At 68.9% G+C, this 16,687-nt stretch carries 14 protein-coding genes; 6 read left to right on the forward strand and 8 right to left on the reverse strand.

Annotation, left to right across the window (positions count from 1 at the left end):
• Positions 1-385 precede the first annotated feature (385 nt).
• Genes EYW40_RS13020 through EYW40_RS20030 form a run of 3 tightly spaced genes read left to right on the forward strand, consistent with a single transcriptional unit; the run spans position 386 to position 2,192 of the window.
• Positions 386-1,504, forward strand: coding sequence for a tyrosine-type recombinase/integrase (locus EYW40_RS13020; RefSeq protein WP_135822086.1), 1,119 nt, complete (start codon positions 386-388; stop codon positions 1,502-1,504).
• 51 nt (positions 1,505-1,555) lie between these two features.
• Positions 1,556-1,981 (forward strand): universal stress protein, encoded by a 426-nt coding sequence (locus EYW40_RS13025; RefSeq protein ID WP_135822087.1) that lies wholly within the window; start codon positions 1,556-1,558, stop codon positions 1,979-1,981.
• Positions 1,982-2,027: 46 nt separating this feature from the next.
• Positions 2,028-2,192, forward strand: a complete 165-nt coding sequence (locus tag EYW40_RS20030) for a hypothetical protein (RefSeq protein WP_202614539.1) — start codon at positions 2,028-2,030, stop codon at positions 2,190-2,192.
• Between the two features lie 6 nt (positions 2,193-2,198).
• On the opposite strand, the gene EYW40_RS13030 is transcribed toward EYW40_RS20030, so the two are convergent.
• The 6 genes from EYW40_RS13030 to EYW40_RS13055 form a co-directional block, all read right to left on the reverse strand.
• Positions 2,199-2,963 (reverse strand): sensor domain-containing protein, encoded by a 765-nt coding sequence (locus EYW40_RS13030; protein WP_135822088.1) that lies wholly within the window; start codon positions 2,961-2,963, stop codon positions 2,199-2,201.
• Between the two features lie 581 nt (positions 2,964-3,544).
• On the reverse strand, positions 3,545-4,375 hold the full coding sequence (locus EYW40_RS13035) for a hypothetical protein (RefSeq protein ID WP_135822089.1): 831 nt from the start codon (positions 4,373-4,375) through the stop codon (positions 3,545-3,547).
• A gap of 123 nt (positions 4,376-4,498) precedes the next feature.
• Positions 4,499-5,416: a DUF8073 domain-containing protein gene (locus tag EYW40_RS13040; RefSeq protein WP_135822090.1), complete on the reverse strand. Its 918-nt coding sequence runs from the start codon at positions 5,414-5,416 to the stop codon at positions 4,499-4,501.
• Positions 5,417-5,507: 91 nt separating this feature from the next.
• Positions 5,508-7,301, reverse strand: coding sequence for an archaea-specific SMC-related protein (locus EYW40_RS13045; RefSeq protein WP_135822091.1), 1,794 nt, complete (start codon positions 7,299-7,301; stop codon positions 5,508-5,510).
• Complete coding sequence (rdfA, locus tag EYW40_RS13050) at positions 7,298-7,945, reverse strand: rod-determining factor RdfA (protein WP_135822092.1); 648 nt, start codon at positions 7,943-7,945, stop codon at positions 7,298-7,300. Before rdfA ends, EYW40_RS13045 begins: the two co-directional genes overlap by 4 nt.
• A gap of 204 nt (positions 7,946-8,149) precedes the next feature.
• Positions 8,150-9,448 (reverse strand): amidohydrolase family protein, encoded by a 1,299-nt coding sequence (locus EYW40_RS13055; RefSeq protein WP_135822093.1) that lies wholly within the window; start codon positions 9,446-9,448, stop codon positions 8,150-8,152.
• A gap of 172 nt (positions 9,449-9,620) precedes the next feature.
• Here EYW40_RS13055 and EYW40_RS13060 point away from each other — a divergent pair, with 172 nt between their 5' ends.
• Positions 9,621-10,955, forward strand: coding sequence for a dihydroorotase (locus EYW40_RS13060; protein WP_135822094.1), 1,335 nt, complete (start codon positions 9,621-9,623; stop codon positions 10,953-10,955).
• 112 nt (positions 10,956-11,067) lie between these two features.
• Positions 11,068-12,321, forward strand: coding sequence for a threonine synthase (gene thrC, locus EYW40_RS13065; protein WP_135822095.1), 1,254 nt, complete (start codon positions 11,068-11,070; stop codon positions 12,319-12,321).
• Between the two features lie 114 nt (positions 12,322-12,435).
• Here thrC and EYW40_RS13070 read toward each other — a convergent pair whose 3' ends face one another.
• Both EYW40_RS13070 and EYW40_RS13075 read right to left on the reverse strand, forming a co-directional pair.
• Positions 12,436-13,473: an LLM class flavin-dependent oxidoreductase gene (locus tag EYW40_RS13070; RefSeq protein WP_135822096.1), complete on the reverse strand. Its 1,038-nt coding sequence runs from the start codon at positions 13,471-13,473 to the stop codon at positions 12,436-12,438.
• A 134-nt stretch (positions 13,474-13,607) separates the two neighbouring features.
• Complete coding sequence (locus tag EYW40_RS13075; RefSeq protein ID WP_135822097.1) at positions 13,608-15,326, reverse strand: N-acyl-D-amino-acid deacylase family protein; 1,719 nt, start codon at positions 15,324-15,326, stop codon at positions 13,608-13,610.
• A 105-nt stretch (positions 15,327-15,431) separates the two neighbouring features.
• On the opposite strand from EYW40_RS13075, the gene EYW40_RS13080 reads away from it, so the two are divergent.
• Entirely contained in the window at positions 15,432-16,664 is a 1,233-nt protein-coding gene (locus EYW40_RS13080; protein ID WP_135822098.1) for a Zn-dependent hydrolase, read from the forward strand.
• Positions 16,665-16,687: the final 23 nt, after the last annotated feature.

Raw genomic sequence — 16,687 nt, forward strand, 5'->3', positions numbered from 1 at the left:
TGCGCTCGCCTCCCCGATTTTCGGTTGTCGATAGTTGGCCGCCCTATACGACCCAGTATGACGTTGGTCCCGAAGCATCCGCCGTGTCCCCTCCAAACGACGCTGTTCCGCTCCAGTCCGACCAGATCGCGTCGGTAGCGGTGTCACCACCCGTAGCCGTGGTCTGGCCTACAAATAGATATACCATTATGTACTTTATTATGTATCGTACTCTCCGATATGCCGGTGTTACAGGCCGGGGACGTCGATTTCGCCCGATGGCATAATACGTGTGCTTAGTGAGGTAAGCACGAGTAAGTATAAGGACCTCGCCGCCCTCCCCCACCGTGATCACGATGGGATCGCTACGAACCGCGGGTTTCGGACTGGATATCGGGGGGCAAGCGTGACGCGTATCGAGGCCGTCGTCGACGACTTCCTCGCGGACAAGGGGAAGGGACGGGGCGGCGAATCGGGCAACTACCGGCGCGACGCGGCGCGGGAACTCGACCGCTTCGTGTCCTTCCTCGACGACGAGGGCAGGGAGTCGTTCGAGGAACTGTCGGCGGGGGACCTGCGCGCGTACGCCCGCCACCTCGCGCGGCAGGGGTGGACTGCCGGGACCGTCCGCACCTACTACGCCTACGTCTCGTCCTTTTGCGGCTGGGCAGTTCGGGAGGGGTATCTCCCGGAGAACATCGCCCAACGGCGCGACGCGACCGAACCGCTCCCCGCCGAGAACGGCCGTACGAGCGGCGAACAGCAGGCCTGGAGCTCCGAGGACCGCCGGGCGCTCACGGCGTTCGTCGACGAGCGCGCCGAGTCGGCGCTCGCGGGCGACGACCCGACCGACGCGGTCAAGGCATGTCGCGACCGGGCGCTCGTCTACCTCCTCTCGTACTCGGGCGTCCGCGGGGCCGAGGTCCTCGCGGACCCGAACGACGACCGGCGGGACGGCCTCCGCTGGCGCGACGTGCACTTGGACGACCGCTACGTGACGGTGTTCGCCAAGAAGCAGCGGTACGACGACCGGGGCCTGCCGTCCCCAGTCGTAAATCCCATGCGACGATATCGAACTGTGCTCGACCCGCCGAGCGACGACTGGCCCGTCTTCCCGACGTTCCACCGGCCGACGCTCGCACGCCGGATCGACACGGAACTGGCCGAACGGGGGTACGACGAGGCGGAGATCGACGGGCTCCGCGCCGACCGGACCGTGTTCGAGACGTGCCTGGAGTTCGACGTCGCGCCGCCGTCGATCACGACGGACGCCGGTCGGCGGATCCTGCGGACCCTCTGTGACGACGCCGCGATCGACGTCGGCGACGACCACGACTACCTCCAGCCACACGGCGCGCGGCGCGGCGCGGGCGAGGTGCTGGTGCGGACGTTCGGCCACGCCGCCGCGGCCCGCGCGCTCGACAACTCCGAGGAGATCGTCCGCGAGCACTACTCGCACATCGAGGCGGGCGACATGGCCGACCGGATGACCGACGCGTTCGAGGAGGTCGACGGCGGGGAGTGATTTCGGCTCCGTGGAGTCAGATATTTGCCACCCCCGGCTGTACGTCGGCGTATGTCGGAGATCCTGGTGCCGGTCGACGGTTCCCCGCTCGCGTACCGTGCCTTCGAATACGCTCTGGAGCACTTCCCGGACGACGACGTGACGACCCTGTACGTCATCGACCCGGTCGACGCGGCCTACCCCGCGGAGTTCGAGTCCGTGCCCGTCGGCGAGGAGTGGTACGAGAACGCGATGGAGCGCGCGGAGGGGATCCACGACGAGGCCCGCGAGATAGCCGCGAAGTACGACGCCGAACTGTCGACGGAGACGGAGGTGGACCGCCCGCGACACGCGATCATTGCCTACGCCGAGGACAACGACGTCGACGGCATCGTGATGGGGAGCCACGGCCGCGAGGGGATCCAGCGGCTCCTCCTCGGCAGCGTCGCCGAATCGGTGATGCGCCGGTCGGACGTCCCGGTCACCGTCGTTCGCTGACGCCCGACGGATCGGTGTTTTCACCCTCCGTACCGTAGCCTCCGGTATGGCGCTACCGACCTGGGCTGAGTACTGGAACGAGATCGAGCCCACCGTCCTGTTGATCGTCGGCTTCGTGCTGTTCGTGATCCCGGAGCCCCTGACGTCCACGCTCGGCGCGGGAATGATGCTGTTCGGGGCGGCGTGGTGGTTCTACGAGTGGGAGCGGTAGCCCGGATCAGGCCGCCTCGTCGACGATGGGGTTGACCGACGCCTCGCCGAGCATGAACTGCGCGTAGCGGCCGGCGACCCAGGCGAACGCGTTCGTGACGTTCATCGCGGCGAGCAGGAAACAACAGCCTAGCAGCGACATCAACAGTGCCTGGGGCAGGGTGGTGACCTCCCAGGACGTGATCGTCACGACGGTTTCGACGCCGACGAGCAAACTGTCCCACGGGATGGTCAGCGAGGGCGACACCTGGACCGGGCCGTGCATGATCAGGCCGACGTGGACCCCGGGCTGGTCGTAGAACAGCGGGACGGCCATCATCGTCCCGCTCGTCATGAAAAGCGTCAGTAGGAGGACGAACGAGACGATCCCCACGATAAGCTTGCTCGCGAGGTACAGCACCGCCTTCCACGTGTTCACGGAGAAGAACAGCCCGGCGGCGCGCCGCCACAAGCCCTCCTCCTGGAGCCAGACGCGGTCCGGCGTGTCGATGTCGACGCCGAGTAGAACGCTGGCGAGGATGCCCTCGAACCTGGCGACCCCGACGGCACAGACCAGCACCATCGCGGTCAGCGGCACGCCCACGACGAGGACGATAGCGGCGAGGGAAACCGAGAGTCCGACCGACAGCGCGATGAAGTACGCCAGTCCGAGCGGGAACGCCAGCGCGAGATACAGGAGGTTCTTGTACGTCTGTGCGCGGAACGGGACGCCGACCACCGACCGAACCGTCGGCCGTCGAACCGGGAGGCTGGAGGGGCTACCGAGGGACATCAATCGTTTGACCCGACCGTTTCTCGGCCAATAAACGTTCGGGAACGTCTCGGACGAGTTAGACCGTGAGACGTGCGTATGTCGGGAGCGGCCGTCGGTACGGATCCAGTGATGCCGTCCGTCGACCGCCGGTCGGACGATAAAAACCACACTGATACGATCGTATCTATATCAGATAAATATAATATAAACACGCCGTTGGTTCGATAGCGTGCCTCGGTCGGTTCGTATCGACCAGGAACCGACGACACTATCGCCGATACGACGAATTTCCCGTCTCAGTAGCTCGATTCGGCGGCCTCGGTGCGAAACTGGATGGCTCCGTCGAGGATGGAGAATATATCTCCCGATATTCGCCCGCATTGGGGGCGATCAATCCGTCCCGATTACTGTCGCCGGCCGACGGAACGTGGTTTTGGCTAATGAGTTGGCGATCCGAGTGAACGCTAAACTAATTCTCCCAATTACTATTGTCTTCAAATTATATATCCGCGTCGCCGACCTTGGACGGATTGTCGACAGTCCGAGTGCAGGCAGCGATACGCCCCGTCGCGGGAGGTTCCACACCGTCGTGGTTCGGTTCACGCTCCGGAGGCCGTGCCGTTCGGGGGTTCGTCGTGGAGAAACAGGTTGCGGTCGATGATCAGGTCGGCGATAGCGTCGCCGTCCATCGTCTCGGTGTCGACCTCGCCCGGGTCCGCGCCGTCGGGGTAGCGCTTCACCTCGAAGGCGTCCAGCGCGTTCCGGTTCTCTGTGACCGGTTCGATCACCTCGATCAGTTCGTCGGCGACGGCGTCGCGGAACGTCCGGCCCGTCTCGAAGCCCACCACCGGCACGTCGGCCGGCCAGTCCCACTGGAAGTTGCGCACGTACTGGTCGAACTGCCAGACGAGCTGTTCGGCCTCCCGCTCGTCCGCGTCGGCGTCCGCAGTCCGCTCCAGGGTGCGGTCCCAGTAGTCGATGACGCAGGCCTTGAGGTCGTCTCCCAGGTCGTCCTCGACCAGTTTCTCCTCGATGGGGTAGCCGATCTCGATGGCGATGATCGCGTGCTGGTCGAGGTGGGTGAGACACCGCTGGCACTCCATCTCGAAGACGGAGACGTCGACGGGGTTGTCGAGCGTGAGGTGGGCCAACTCGTTCCCGCAGTTCGGGCACCAGAGAAAGAGGACGCCGTTGTCCGCGCCGTGCAACTCGTCGAGGACGGTGAGGTCCTCGAACGCCTTGTCCGCGGGGGGTTGCGGCGATTCGGTTTCGGCGTCCGGCTCGGTGTCGACACCCTGCCCGGCGAACTTGGCGAGTTCGCGGTCCTTCAGCAGCGACTTGATGACGGAATCGTGCGACGAGTGCGATTCCTCCTCGAGGATCTTCTCGATCTGTTCTTTCGTCCAGTCCCGCACTCGGATCGTGGCCATTACGCATCATGATCCCGTTCGGAGCATTAACTTTTCCCCTGCCTACCCGCCGACGTTCGACGTGCGGGCGCTGGCGGGATCCGATGCTGTCCGGCCCCGCCTGCCCCGCTGGGCACCGGTGCGTTATCGCGTCGAGCCGGAGCCGCCGCGGTCGATCCGTCGGCGCACCTCGCTCGGGGTCACGCTGATCCGCTCCGCGCCGAGCCGCTGCGTGACCAGGTCCAGCAGGGACGTCTCCGCGAGGAGCCGGCGTGCCTGATCCCGGTCGACGCCCAGCCGCTGGGTGACCTCGTACACCGTGTCCGACTCGTTGACGACGGCCGCGAGTTCGGCGACGGTCAGCCCCTTCGGGACCCCCAGCCCGTCGGCGACCAGCGCGTCGCCGCCGTCCCCGCCGCCCGACGCCGCCAGTAGCTCGGCGACGGTCGCGTCGTCGCGGTCGGACGACCCGGCCGGCTCCTCGGGTCCGCCGTCCCTGTGGGGGGAGCCGTCTGCCGGCTCGTCGTCACCGTCGTCGGCCGCGTCGGCCGACGCCTCGACGGTCACGTCGGGTCCGACGGGCGGCCCGCTCTCGGACGGGTCGTGGATGTCGTGCTCGACCGTGTACCGCCGCACCGTCTCCGAGGTGACGTCGACCCCGAGCGCCTCGGTCATCTCGGGGAAGGAGTCACACGCCTCGTAGGCGGCCCGCAGCGCCTCCGGGTCCCTGTACGCCGGGACGCCGTCCGACTCGGCCCGCCCGGGCGACCCGCCGTGTCGTGTCGACCCGGCCGGCGTCGCCGCGCCGTCGGTCGGGAGCGTCACCGTGAGGCCGACGGTCACCCGGCCGTCCCGCAGGTCGACGCCCTCGCCCTCGACCGTGACTCCGTCGGGGAGTTCCGCGCCGTCGATCACCGGGACGCCGACGGTCAGCGACGCGGTCAACTCGTCCCCGTCGGCCGCGACCCCCTCGCCGATATCGACGTCCCTGACCGCGGCGTCGGACGACTCCAGCCGTTCGAGTACCTCCGTTAGCTCGCCGAAGGCGGCACTCACCATCATATGGCATGGCATAGCATCCCTTGCCTACAGCGTTCGTTAACCGGCAACATTCTCCGCCGGAGCACGGCGGGCCGTCACGGACCGGGCGCGGTCAGTCGGCGCTGGCACGCTCGTCGCGCGCGACGGTCCACTCCCCGGGGTCGATCTCGCGGCCCTCGAACGCGGTGTACTCGGGGTAGGCCGTGAACACGAGGTACTCCGTGCGCTCGTGGAGGTAGTCGATCAGCGTGTGGAGGTTGTCGTCGGCCAGCCCCCCGACGCCGTCGACCAGCAGGACCGGCACCGTCTCGGCCACGTCGAACGACTCGTAGCCGGCGAGCGCCGCGACGAAGCCGAGCAGTTCCAGTTCCCCCTCGCTCAGCGCGTCCAGGCGCGCCTCGCGGCCGTCGCGCGCGACGACAAGGTCGAACTCGGGGGTGAGCCGCGCCGTCTCGAACCCCGCGTCGAACCGCGCCAGCACGTCGTCCATCGCCTCGTCGAACGCCTCGCGGGCGCGGCGCTTGATCTCGTCTTTCCGGTTCCGGAGCTCCCGTATCTCCGTCCGGATCTCCTCGCTTTCGGCTTCGAGCGTCTCCACCTGCCCCGCGCGGCTTTCGAGCTCCGACAGTTCGCCCCTGGCGTCCTCCAGTTCGGCCTCGCGATACTTGATCTCGCTCTCGACGTCGGAGACGGCCTCGACCTCCTCGTCGACCGCCTCGGCGAGCGCCTCGACGCGCGCCGACGCGTCCTCGTACCGCTCCTCCGCCTCGGCCAGGCTCTCCCGCCTGTCCGCAAGTGTCTCCTCCAGCTCCGTTATCTCGGCGTTCAGGTCGCGCTTCCGGCGTTTCGCCTGGCTCAGCTCCTCCCGGCGCGCCTCCAGTTCGGCGACCTCGTCGCGGTATCGCTCGGCCCGGCTGCGCAGCTCCGCGACCTTCTCGCCGAGTTCGTCGAGCCGGTCCTCCAGGTCCCCGCGGTCGGCCTCGTCGCCGCAGGTCCAGCAGACGACGCGGTCGCCGGTCAGCTCCCGCTTGACCTCCGTCAGGAGGTCGAGCCGGCTCTCCTCCAGCACCAGCTCGTTGGCCGAGTACACCGACTGCAACACCTCGGAGTCGCGTTTCGCCCGCTGGAGCTTCTCCCGGGCCGTCGCGAGTTCGCTCTCGACGTCCTCCTCCTCAGGTAGCTCCAGTTCCGCCAGCTCGGCCCGGCGCTCGTCGAGGCGCTCCTCGGTCCGCTCGATGGTCCGCTCCAGCCGCTCGATCCGGGTTTCGGCCCGACTCCGCTCGGTCTGGGCCGCGCTGAGCTGCTGCCGGGTCCGCGACCCCTCCTCGTCGTCCGGCGCGTCGGTCGCGTCCAGCGCGTCGCGCTTCTCGCGGAGCTCCTCGACCTCCCGTTCGAGCTGCGTGACCCGCTCCTGGATGCCCGGGAGACGCTTTTTCGCCTCCCTCGCGCCCGAGAGCTCGGACTGGACCTGCTCGCGTTCGCGCGTCAGGTCGGCGATCCGATCGTCGAGGTTCTGGAAGTCCAGCGGGCGCATGAGCTCCTCCTCCAGGTTCTCCCCGCGGCGGACGGCCCCCCGGACCTCGTTGCGCTCGTCGAGGCAGGCGAACAGCCCCGCACGGATGGCGTCGTACTCGTCGTCGAGGTACGGCGTCCCGTCGCGTCGGACGGTCCCGTTCTCGCGGACGAGGTCCACCGCGACCTCCCGGTCGGGCGTTTGCAGGCGGACGCCGCCGGCCTCCTCGCCCTCGGTCAGCTCCGTCGAGGTTCCCAGCGCCGTCTTGATCGCCTCGATGAAGCTCGACTTGCCCTGCCAGTTCGACCCCCTGACCGCGTTCAGCCCCGGGTCGACGGTCGCGCGCCCGTCCAGTATGCCGGCGATGTTCTCGATTTCGATGGTCCAGGTCATGGTCCGTCCGTCGCGGCGATCGGTCGGTCGTGCTGTTCGCAGACGTAGCCGCGTTCGAGCGCCACCTCGAACGGGACCCGGGTCGGACAGGAACTGCAGCCGACCTGGATCTGCACCTCGGTCTCCGCGGCGGCGGCCCCCGCTATCTCCCCCTTCGTGTCGAGCGAGGAGAGCGCCCGCTCGGCTTTCTCCCGGGCGACCCCGCGGGCCCTCTCGATGCTCTCGCGCTCCCACTCCGTCTCGGCGGTCGGCGTCGGCTTCTCCCCGCCGAGACACTCCTTCAGGTGCCGCCGCATCGACCCGTACGACACCATGGCGTCGCGGACCGCCTCCGCGTCGATCCCGTCCGCGCGGAGGCTCTCGACCGTCTCCTCGCTGACGAGGTCGTCGTCGCTTCGCAGCGCCTCGTAGTCGCTGTCGACGCGCGCCCCCAGGGCGTCGCGCCCGTGGTCGTCGTACACCCGCTTCAGGAGGCGCTTGTTGAACCACTCCGCGAGCGAGCGATACCCCATCGGGGCGCGGTCGTCGGTCCCCCGCCACCGGGCGAGCAGTCCGTCGTCGATCGACTCGTAGGCCGGGTCCGCGGACTCCAGCCCGTATCGCTCGACCGTCGTGTCCACCTTGCACCCCGGTTCGGTTGGCATTACCTGCCTTTCACCCCGCTCCGCTAATAAATGTTGACGACCGTGTACGGGGCGTACCGGGCACAGCCACGAGGCGGCGTTTCCGTAACGCCCTTAGTCCGTTACGAATTGGTCGTGAGCCCCGTAACCGACGGGCACGGATAACGGACTAAGCCCGTTACGGAGAATCGGCGGCCGCCGACGCGCCCCGGCGGTCCCGGCCGGTTACAGGCGTTCCCAGAGGTCGGCGCTGGCCTCGCCCACGGCGGCCATGTCCGCTTCGTCCACGCCGCGTACACCGTCCTCGGGGGTGTACACCGTCTCGCCGCCGACGACGGTCCGCGTCACGTCGGCACGGCTCGCGGCGCTGACGACGTAGTACGGCGCGCTCCCGGGCCGCACCGGGTTCGGCCCCAGGTCGAGCGTGACGAAGTCGGCGCGCTTGCCGGGTTCGATGCTGCCGACCCGGTCGGCCATGCCGAGCACCGCCGCGCTGCCGATCGTCGCCCACTCGAGGGCTTTGGCGTTGTCGAAGCCGCTCGGGTCGTTGTCCTTCAGCTTGTGGATCCCGGCGGCCGAGCGCATCGTCTCGAACATGTCGGGGTCCCAGCCGTCGTCCCCGATGCCGATCGTCAGGTCGTGGTCCGCCATCGTCTCCACGTCCGCGATGCCGACGGCGTTGTTGACGTTCGAGTACGGGTTGTGCGCGACCTTCACGTCGTTGTCCGCGAGGATCCCTATCTCCCGTTCCGTCGAGTGGACGCAGTGGGCGGCGATGACGTCGGCGTCGAAAAACCCCATCTCGTCGAGCGCCGGGACGGGCCGCTCGCCGTACTCCTTTATCGACTCGTGGACATCGACCAGCCCCTCCTCCAGGTGGATCTGGACGGGGCGGTCGTCCGCCAGCGCGTGGTCGACGGTCTCCTCGACGACGTCCTCGCTGTTCGTAAACAGCGTGTGGAGGCAGTAGTGCCCGCTGACGCGGTCGTACTCGTCCTCGGCCTCACGGACGAACCGGCGGTTCTCCTCGATCCCGTCCAGCGCCTCGGCCTCCGAGTTGCGCGCCGTCGTCTCGAACGTGATCATGCCGCGGATCGGCGTCGCGGCGACGCCCTCGGCGACGGCGTCCAGCGCGCCGGGCAGCGTGTTCGGCCCGGAGTAGTTGTCGCAAAACGTCGTGACGCCGCCGGCCAGCATCTCCGCGCAGGAGCCGAGCGCGGACAGCCGCGCGTCGCGCTCCGTGAACGCCTCGTCGACCTCCCACCAGATATCGACCAGCGCCTCGTAGAAGCTCTCGGGGGACGCGGACAGCGGTGCCCCGCGGAGCGGCAGCGCGTACATGTGGGTGTGGCAGTTCACCAGCCCCGGAATGACCACCTCGTCGCGGGCGTCCACCGTCTCCTCGCCGCTTTCGTACCCGTCCGCCACCTCGACGACCTCGCCGTTTTCCACGACGACGTGGACCTCCTTCCGGACCTCGCGCTCGTCGTTCATGGTGACGAGCGTGCCTGCGTTGAGTATCACAGTTCGTGACATACTGTCGGTCGACAAAAAACTACCTCCGGACGCGGCGTCCGCCGGTCCCTGTCGCCGTAACCGTGCGACTGCGGCGGGGTCGGACATCGAACCCTCCCGCGCGGCCGGGACGACCCGTCGCACGCCAAACGTTTTGGTACTCCACCACACGGTGTGGCGTATGACCGACCGGCTCGTGACGGACGCGCGCATCGTGGACGCATCCGGCGTCCGGACCGGCGACATCGCCATCGCCGACGGGGAGATCGCAGCAGTGGGGCCCGGGGTCGCGACCGACCGCGACGCGGCCGACGTGGTCGACGCCGACGGCATGGTCGCGCTGCCGGGCGTCGTCGACGTCCACAACCACATGCACGACGCGGAACTGTTCCCGGAGGGGATCGACTTCGCCTCGGAGACGGCGAGCGCCGTCGCCGGCGGGGTGACAACCGTCGTCGAACTCCCGACCCAGACGCCCGTCACCACGCCCGAGGCGTTCCGGCGCAAGCGCGAGCAGTGTGGCGACCTCGCCCACGTCGACTTCGGGCTGGTCGCCGGCAACGTCGAGGAGCCGGGGATCGACGTCGAGGCGGTCGGTGCCGAGGGAACGCGGGACTTCAAGACGTTCACCGCGGAGCCGTACCTCGCGGACGACGGGACGATCGTCTCGCTGATGGAGCGGGTCGGCGAGGCCGGCGGCAAGGTCCGGGTCCACTGCGAGAGCCAGGGGATACTGGACCACGCCCGCGCGGGGGTCGACGGCGACGACCCCGAGGTGTACATGGACTCGCGGCCGCTGGAGGCGGAACTCGACGCGATAAGCAGGATGGGCTGGTTCGCGGAGTACGCCGACTGTCCCCTCCACGTCGTCCACGTCTCCAGCGGGAGCGGCGCGCGGGAGGGCGGCCGGTTCAAGTCCCGCGCGAACGTCCCGGTCACCCTCGAAACGTGTCCGCACTACCTCGCGTTCTCGAAGGCGGACGTCGCGGAGAAGGGGCCGTTCCTGAAGGTCAATCCGAGCCTCAAATCGCCCGAGGAGGTCGACCGACTCTGGACGGCGGTGCGGGACGGGACGATAGACCTGGTCGCGAGCGAGCACTTCCCGACGTACCGCGCGGAGCGCGAGCGCGGGTGGGACGACATCTGGGAGCCCTACGCCGGCCTGCCGAGCATCGAGACGATGCTGGAGTTCCTCGTCAGCGAGGGCGTCCACGAGGGGCGGCTCTCATGGCCGCGGCTCCACGAACTCGTCTGCGCCCGTCCGGCGAAGGAAGCCGGCGTCTACCCGCGGAAGGGGTCGCTCCGCGAGGGGACCGACGCGGACGTCGCGCTCGTCCGGGAGGAGCGGTTTGAGGTGTCGGCCGACGACCTGACGTTCGTCGGCGGCTGGACGCCGTACGAGGGCCGCGAGTGGAGCGCGCGCGTCGACACCGTCCTCGCGGGCGGCGAGGTGGTCGCCCGGGACCACGAGGTGCGGTCCGCGCCCGGCCGCGGGGAGTTCCTCCCGCGGGCGTAGCGTGATCGCTCGGTGCATGCCGCGCCTACACGGTCGTCGGGTCGCGGCGGCGTCGGGCGCGTTACCCGCGGTGACGCGTGGTTTTTAGTGGTGGCCTCGCGTGGTCCCGCGTATGGCAATGGAGCATGTCACCGCGCTAGAGTGCACTATCTGCGGGAAGGAGTACGACCCGGACCGGATCATCTACACCTGCCCCGAGCACGAGGGCGTCAAGGGGATCCTGGAGGTCACGTACGACTACGACGTGATAGACGACGAGTTCGACGCCGACCTCGACGGGAACATCCGGAGCCAGTGGAAGTACGAGGCGTTCCTGCCGGTCGACGACGACGCCGACGTCGTGACGCTGAACGAGGGCGGCACAGACCTGTTCGACGCGCCGAACCTGAGCGAGGCCCTCGGCGTCGAGACGCTCGTCAAGGACGACGGCCGGAACCCGACCGGCTGCTTCAAGGACCGCGCCAGTTCCATCGCGGTGACGAAGGCGCGACACGCCGGCCGCGACATCATCACCTGCGCCTCGACGGGGAACGCGGCGGCGTCGCTCTCGGGCTACGCGGCCCGCGGCGGGCTGGACTGTCGCATCTTCGTGCCCGGCGACGCGCCGGTCGGCAAGCTCGCCCAGCCGCTCGTGTACGGCGCGGACGTGCTCGCGGTCAACGGTTCGTACGACGAGGCGTACGACCTGAGCGTCGAGGTCACCGAGGAGTACGGCTGGTACAACCGCAACGCCGCGATCAACCCCTTCCAGGTGGAGGGCAAACGCACCGTCGGCCACGAACTCGCTGAGCAGTCGAAGGTCCGCGGCGAGGTGCCCGACTGGGTCGTGTTCTCGATGGGCGACGGCTGTACGATCGCCGGCGCGTGGAAGGGGTTCAAGGAGTTCTACGACCTGGGCTACGTCGACGACCACCCGAAGATGCTCGGCGTGCAGGCCGAGGGCGCGTCGGCGATCCACGACGCGTTCCAGGGCCACGACGACGTCGACGACATCGCGGACACGGTCGCCGACAGCATCGCCGTCGGCCGGCCACGTAACACGATCAAGGCCTGCCGTGCGCCCGCCCAGAGCGGCGGCGACACCGTGCTCGTCTCCGACGAGGAGATACTCGAGGCCGAGAAGCTGCTGGGCAGCACCGAGGGCATCTACTCCGAGCCGGCGGGCGCGACGCCCGTGGCCGGCGTCAAGCAGGCGCTGGCGGACGGCATCATCGACGAGGACGAGACGGTCGTGGTCGTCTCGACCGGCTTCGGCCTCAAGGACACCGAGAGCGCGAAGGCGGCGACCGGCGACGTGAACCGGATCGACCCCGAACTCTCCGAGGTCGAGGCGCTGTTCGGCGAGGCCGCCGCGGCCGACGACTGAGGCGGCCGCCGACCGGGTTCACGCCATTTCGCTTGACGGCTCGCTGGCCGTCGTGTTGCGGGGGCGGCGACCGTGGCACGCCGCGGGCGCGCCGAGTCGTCGGACGCCGGACCGTTACAGGTAGCCGTCCGCGAACTCGTCTATCATCAGTTCGCGGTCGTCGCCCAGCGGGTAGAGGACCGGGCACTGGCAGCCGTTCTCGGCGTACTCGCGGACCTTCTCGCGGCACTGCTCCGGGGTGCCGCTGGCGGTGAGCTTGTGGACGACCTCGTCGGGGATAAGGTCCATCCCCTCCTCGATGTCCTCCTTGTCGGCCGGCCACCCGCCGATGGCCTCGCCCACCTCGTCGATGAGGTCCTGGCTCACGCCGCTTGCCTTCATGATGTGGGGCTGCTGGCCGAGGTACTGGGTGATGAGTTCGCGGGCGTTGTCGAGCGCCACGTCGACGTCGTGGTCCATCGAGCAGACGACCAGTTGCGGGCGGTCGATGTCCTCCAGCGAGCGCCCGCCCCGCTCCGCGCCGGTTTCGAGCGCGTCGAGGGCCTTCTGGTTGTACTCGGGGCTGACGAGGTAGTTCAGCACGGCCCCGTCGGCGAAGTGGCCGGTGAGTTCGAGCATCTTGAACCCGGTCGCGCCGACGTAGACGGGGACCGTCCGCGGCCCGTCGTCGCCGTGGACCACGTCCAGTTCCACGTCGCGCATCTGGACGAAGTCGCCGTCGTAGGTGACGTTCTCCATGGCCAGCAGGTCCTGGGTCACCTCGACGCACTCGCGCATGGCCCGGAGCGCGCCGCTCCGGTCGATGCCGACCTTCTCGGCGAGCGGGTCCCACCAGGCCCCGATCCCACACTGGATCCGGTCCGGCCCGGCGAGTTCCTCCAGGGTGCTCATTGTCTGGGCGATGAGGGCGGCGTTTCGCGTCCAGTTGTTGATGACGCCCGTGCCGAGTTTGATCTCGTCGGTCACCGCCGCGTACGCGCCGAGCGGCGTGACCCCGTCCCGGGCGAGCCGTGACTCCGCCTGCCACACCTCGTCGATCCCCTGCCGTTCCGCGTACTGGACGAGGTCTAGGTTCTCCTGCAGGGAGTGTTTGTCCTGCAAGTAGATGCCCACACGGTCGCCTCTGTCGAACACCTGTTTGCTAGCGCTCATTGGAAGTCCGTTGGCATCTATTCCTACGCCGGGTAAATAAGTATGGGTGAGAACCACACGCTCGGTCGGCGGGCGATCGCGGGGCGGCGGCGGGATCCGTTTCGAGCGATGGGAGTTGCCTCGCCGCGCGGCCGTCACTCCGCCGCCGACCGGTCGAGCGTCGGCCGCGTCTCGCCGCCCCACTCCTCGGTCGAGCGCAACACGTCGCCGTTGCGGACGCCGGTCGACTCGCCGTCCTCCACGGCGACCCTGCCGCCGACCAGCACGAACTCGAACCCGCCGGTGTACTGGAGCGGCTCCTCGTAGGTGGCGTTCGCCGACACCGCCTCCAGGTCGAACGCGACGAGGTCGGCCACGTACCCCTCCCGCACGTAGCCGCGGTCGTCGAGACCGAGGATGTCCGCCGGGTGGCCGGCGGCCTTGCGCGCCATCGCGGCCGGCGACAGCACGTCGCGCTCGCGGACGTAGCGTTCGAGGATGCGGCCGAAACTGCCCAGCACCCGGGGATGTGGTTTGCCGCCGAAGATGCCGTCGGTACAGAAGGTGCCGCGGCCGTCCGCGAGGAAGCGCTGGATGTCCTCCTCGGCCATGATGAAGTCGGCCATCGTCACGTCGAGTTCCTCCTCGACCAGGAGCCCGCACATCGCGGGGACCGGGTCGAGGCCTCGCTCGTCGGCGATCGACGCTATCGTCTCCCCCTGGTGGTCGCCGCTCCCCGTCCGCGTGACGAGGATGTTGTCCCAGGTGCCGGCCGCGCGGGCGAGGTTCTCCCACTCGCCGGGGGCGTCGATGTCCGCGGCTATCTCCTCGACGGTGCCGGGGACTTCCAGCCGGTCGAGGATGTCCTCGGAGTCGCCCTGCCGCGCCCACGGCGGGAGCAGCGCCGTGAGCATCGTCGACCCCGCGGTGTAGGGGTACTGGTCGAACGTGACGCGCTGGCCGGCCGCCTCGGCCTCGTCGAACAGGTCGAGGACGGCCTCGGAGTCGCCCCAGTTGGCCTCGCCGCCGACCTTGAGGTGGGAGACGTGAGCGTGACAGCCCGCCCGCCGGCAGATGTCGAGGTAGCGCTCGATGGACTCGACGACCCGATCCGTCTCGTTCCAGACGTGCGAGACCATAAAGGAGTCGCGCGCGGCGAGCGTCTCGGCGAGCGCCTCCAGTTCGTCCTCCCGGGCGTAGGAGCTCGGGGGGTAGATCATCCCCTTCGACATGCCGAACGCGCCCTGGTCGATGGCGGCGTCGAGTTCGGTCTGGAGCACGCCGAGCGCGCCGGGCGCGGCCCCGTGCCCGGCTTCCGCCCGCGTCCCCCCGACCGTGATCTCCCGGTTCGTCCCGGCGGCGGCGACGTTCTCGGTCCCAACCGGCCTGTCCTCGAACCCCGTCAGCAGCGAGCGGAGGTTGCCGTGGGGCGCGTAGTACGCGCAGTTCACGGCGGGCGAGGCGGCGTCGAGTTCGTCGAGATAGCCCCCGACGTCGTTCCACGGCCACGTCCCGTCGAAGGTCCCGTCGAGCGAGGCGACCCGCTCGGCCCACTCGGCCTTGAGGTCCGCCGGAACCGGCGCGACGCTCACCCCGTCCTGTCCCAGCACCTCAGTCGTGATCCCCTGGGTGAGCTTCTCCGCCGCGCCGGGGTGATCGAACAGGCGCAGTTCCGAGTGGGCGTGCATGTCGACGAAGCCGGGGGCGAGGTAGGAGCCGTCGAGGTCGACCTCGCGGTCGGCCCCCGCCGGGTCCTCGCCGACCCGCCTGACGCGCCCGTCGGCGACGAGGACGTGCGCGGAGAACGGGGGGCGGCCGCTCCCGTCGAGGACCCGGGCGTTTCGAAACTCGATAGACCCGTCCGTGGCGGTCATATCACCAGTGTGTGTCGCTCCGGGGTATTGTTCTTTCGGTCGTTACCACGCCACACACGTCGCGCCGGCACAATGTTGAAGGTGGCACTCCGAGAGGTGTCGCGTATGGCAGACCCGACAGTCGATGGCGAGCGGTTCCGCCGGCGGTTCGACGAGTTCAGCGATATCGGCGCGACCGAGAACGGCGGCGTGAACCGGCCGAGCCTCTCCGACGAGAACAAGGCGGCCAGGGACACCGTCGTCGAGTGGTTCCGCGAGGCGGGGCTGGCGGTCACGGTCGACGAGATGGGCAACATCTTCGGCCGGCGGGCGGGCGCGAACCCCGATGCGGACCCGGTTCTGTTTGGATCCCACGTCGACAGCCAGTACAACGGCGGCCGGTACGACGGCGTGGTCGGCGTCCTCGGCGCGCTGGAGGCCGTCGAGGCGCTGAACGACGCGGACGTGACCACCGACCGCCCGCTGGAGGTCGTCGCCTGGAGCAACGAGGAGGGGGTGCGGTTCCAGCCCGACATGCTCGGCAGCGGCGTGTTCTGCGACCAGTTCGACCTGGAGTACGCCTACGAGCGCGAGGACAAGGACGGCAAGAGGTTCGGCGAGGAACTGGAGCGCATCGGCTACAAGGGCGACGCGCCCTGCGAGCCCCGCGACCTCCATTGCTACTTCGAGATGCACGTCGAGCAGGGGCCGTTCCTCGAACAGGAGGGCCTCCCGGTCGCGGCCGTCGAGGGCGTGTTCGGCTTTTCGTGGATGAACGTGACGTTCGAGGGGCAGGCGAACCACGCCGGCCCGACGCCGATGGACATGCGCCACGACGCGTTCGTCGCGACGGCCGACGTGACCCGGAGCGTCCGACGGCTCACGGCGACGGAGGGCACCGACCTCGTCGGCACCGTCGGCAGCGTCGACGTGTGGCCGAACGCGATCAACGTGATCCCCGAGACGGTGGAGTTCACGGTCGACTTCCGGTCGTACGACGACGCGGTCGTCGACGCCGCCGTCGAGCAGATCCAGCGGGAGATCGCCCACGCCGCCGAGCGCGAGGGCCTCGAGTACGAGTTCGAGGAGATCATGCGCGTCGACGCCGACCCGTTCGACCAGAGCTGTATCGACACGGTCGTCGACGCCGCCGAGACGGTCGGCTGCGAGTACACGCGGCTCGTCAGCGGGGCCGGCCACGACGCGAACTACCTCAACAAGATCGCCCCGACGAGCATGATCTTCGTCCCGAGCGTCGACGGCATCAGCCACCGCGAGAGCGAGTTCACGGAGTGGGAGGACATTGTGACGGGCACGGAGGTACTGCTGGAGGCCGTCCGGTCGAAGGCCGCCGAGTGAGCGACCGCGCCGTCCGGGCGTCC

This window comes from Halostella litorea (assembly GCF_004785955.1).
GTDB lineage: Archaea > Halobacteriota > Halobacteria > Halobacteriales > Natronoarchaeaceae > Halostella > Halostella litorea.

What these genes read in the sequence shown, in the direction of transcription:
- EYW40_RS13025 (WP_135822087.1), top strand. Translation starts at nt 1,556, where the DNA reads ATGTCGGAGATCCTGGTGCCGGTCGACGGTTCCCCGCTCGCGTACCGT.
- EYW40_RS20030 (WP_202614539.1), top strand. Translation starts at nt 2,028, where the DNA reads ATGGCGCTACCGACCTGGGCTGAGTACTGGAACGAGATCGAGCCCACC.
- EYW40_RS13030 (WP_135822088.1), bottom strand. Translation starts at nt 2,963, where the DNA reads ATGTCCCTCGGTAGCCCCTCCAGCCTCCCGGTTCGACGGCCGACGGTT.
- EYW40_RS13035 (WP_135822089.1), bottom strand. Translation starts at nt 4,375, where the DNA reads ATGGCCACGATCCGAGTGCGGGACTGGACGAAAGAACAGATCGAGAAG.
- EYW40_RS13040 (WP_135822090.1), bottom strand. Translation starts at nt 5,416, where the DNA reads ATGATGGTGAGTGCCGCCTTCGGCGAGCTAACGGAGGTACTCGAACGG.
- EYW40_RS13045 (WP_135822091.1), bottom strand. Translation starts at nt 7,301, where the DNA reads ATGACCTGGACCATCGAAATCGAGAACATCGCCGGCATACTGGACGGG.
- rdfA (WP_135822092.1), bottom strand. Translation starts at nt 7,945, where the DNA reads ATGCCAACCGAACCGGGGTGCAAGGTGGACACGACGGTCGAGCGATAC.
- EYW40_RS13060 (WP_135822094.1), top strand. Translation starts at nt 9,621, where the DNA reads ATGACCGACCGGCTCGTGACGGACGCGCGCATCGTGGACGCATCCGGC.
- thrC (WP_135822095.1), top strand. Translation starts at nt 11,068, where the DNA reads ATGGCAATGGAGCATGTCACCGCGCTAGAGTGCACTATCTGCGGGAAG.
- EYW40_RS13070 (WP_135822096.1), bottom strand. Translation starts at nt 13,473, where the DNA reads ATGAGCGCTAGCAAACAGGTGTTCGACAGAGGCGACCGTGTGGGCATC.
- EYW40_RS13075 (WP_135822097.1), bottom strand. Translation starts at nt 15,326, where the DNA reads ATGACCGCCACGGACGGGTCTATCGAGTTTCGAAACGCCCGGGTCCTC.
- EYW40_RS13080 (WP_135822098.1), top strand. Translation starts at nt 15,432, where the DNA reads ATGGCAGACCCGACAGTCGATGGCGAGCGGTTCCGCCGGCGGTTCGAC.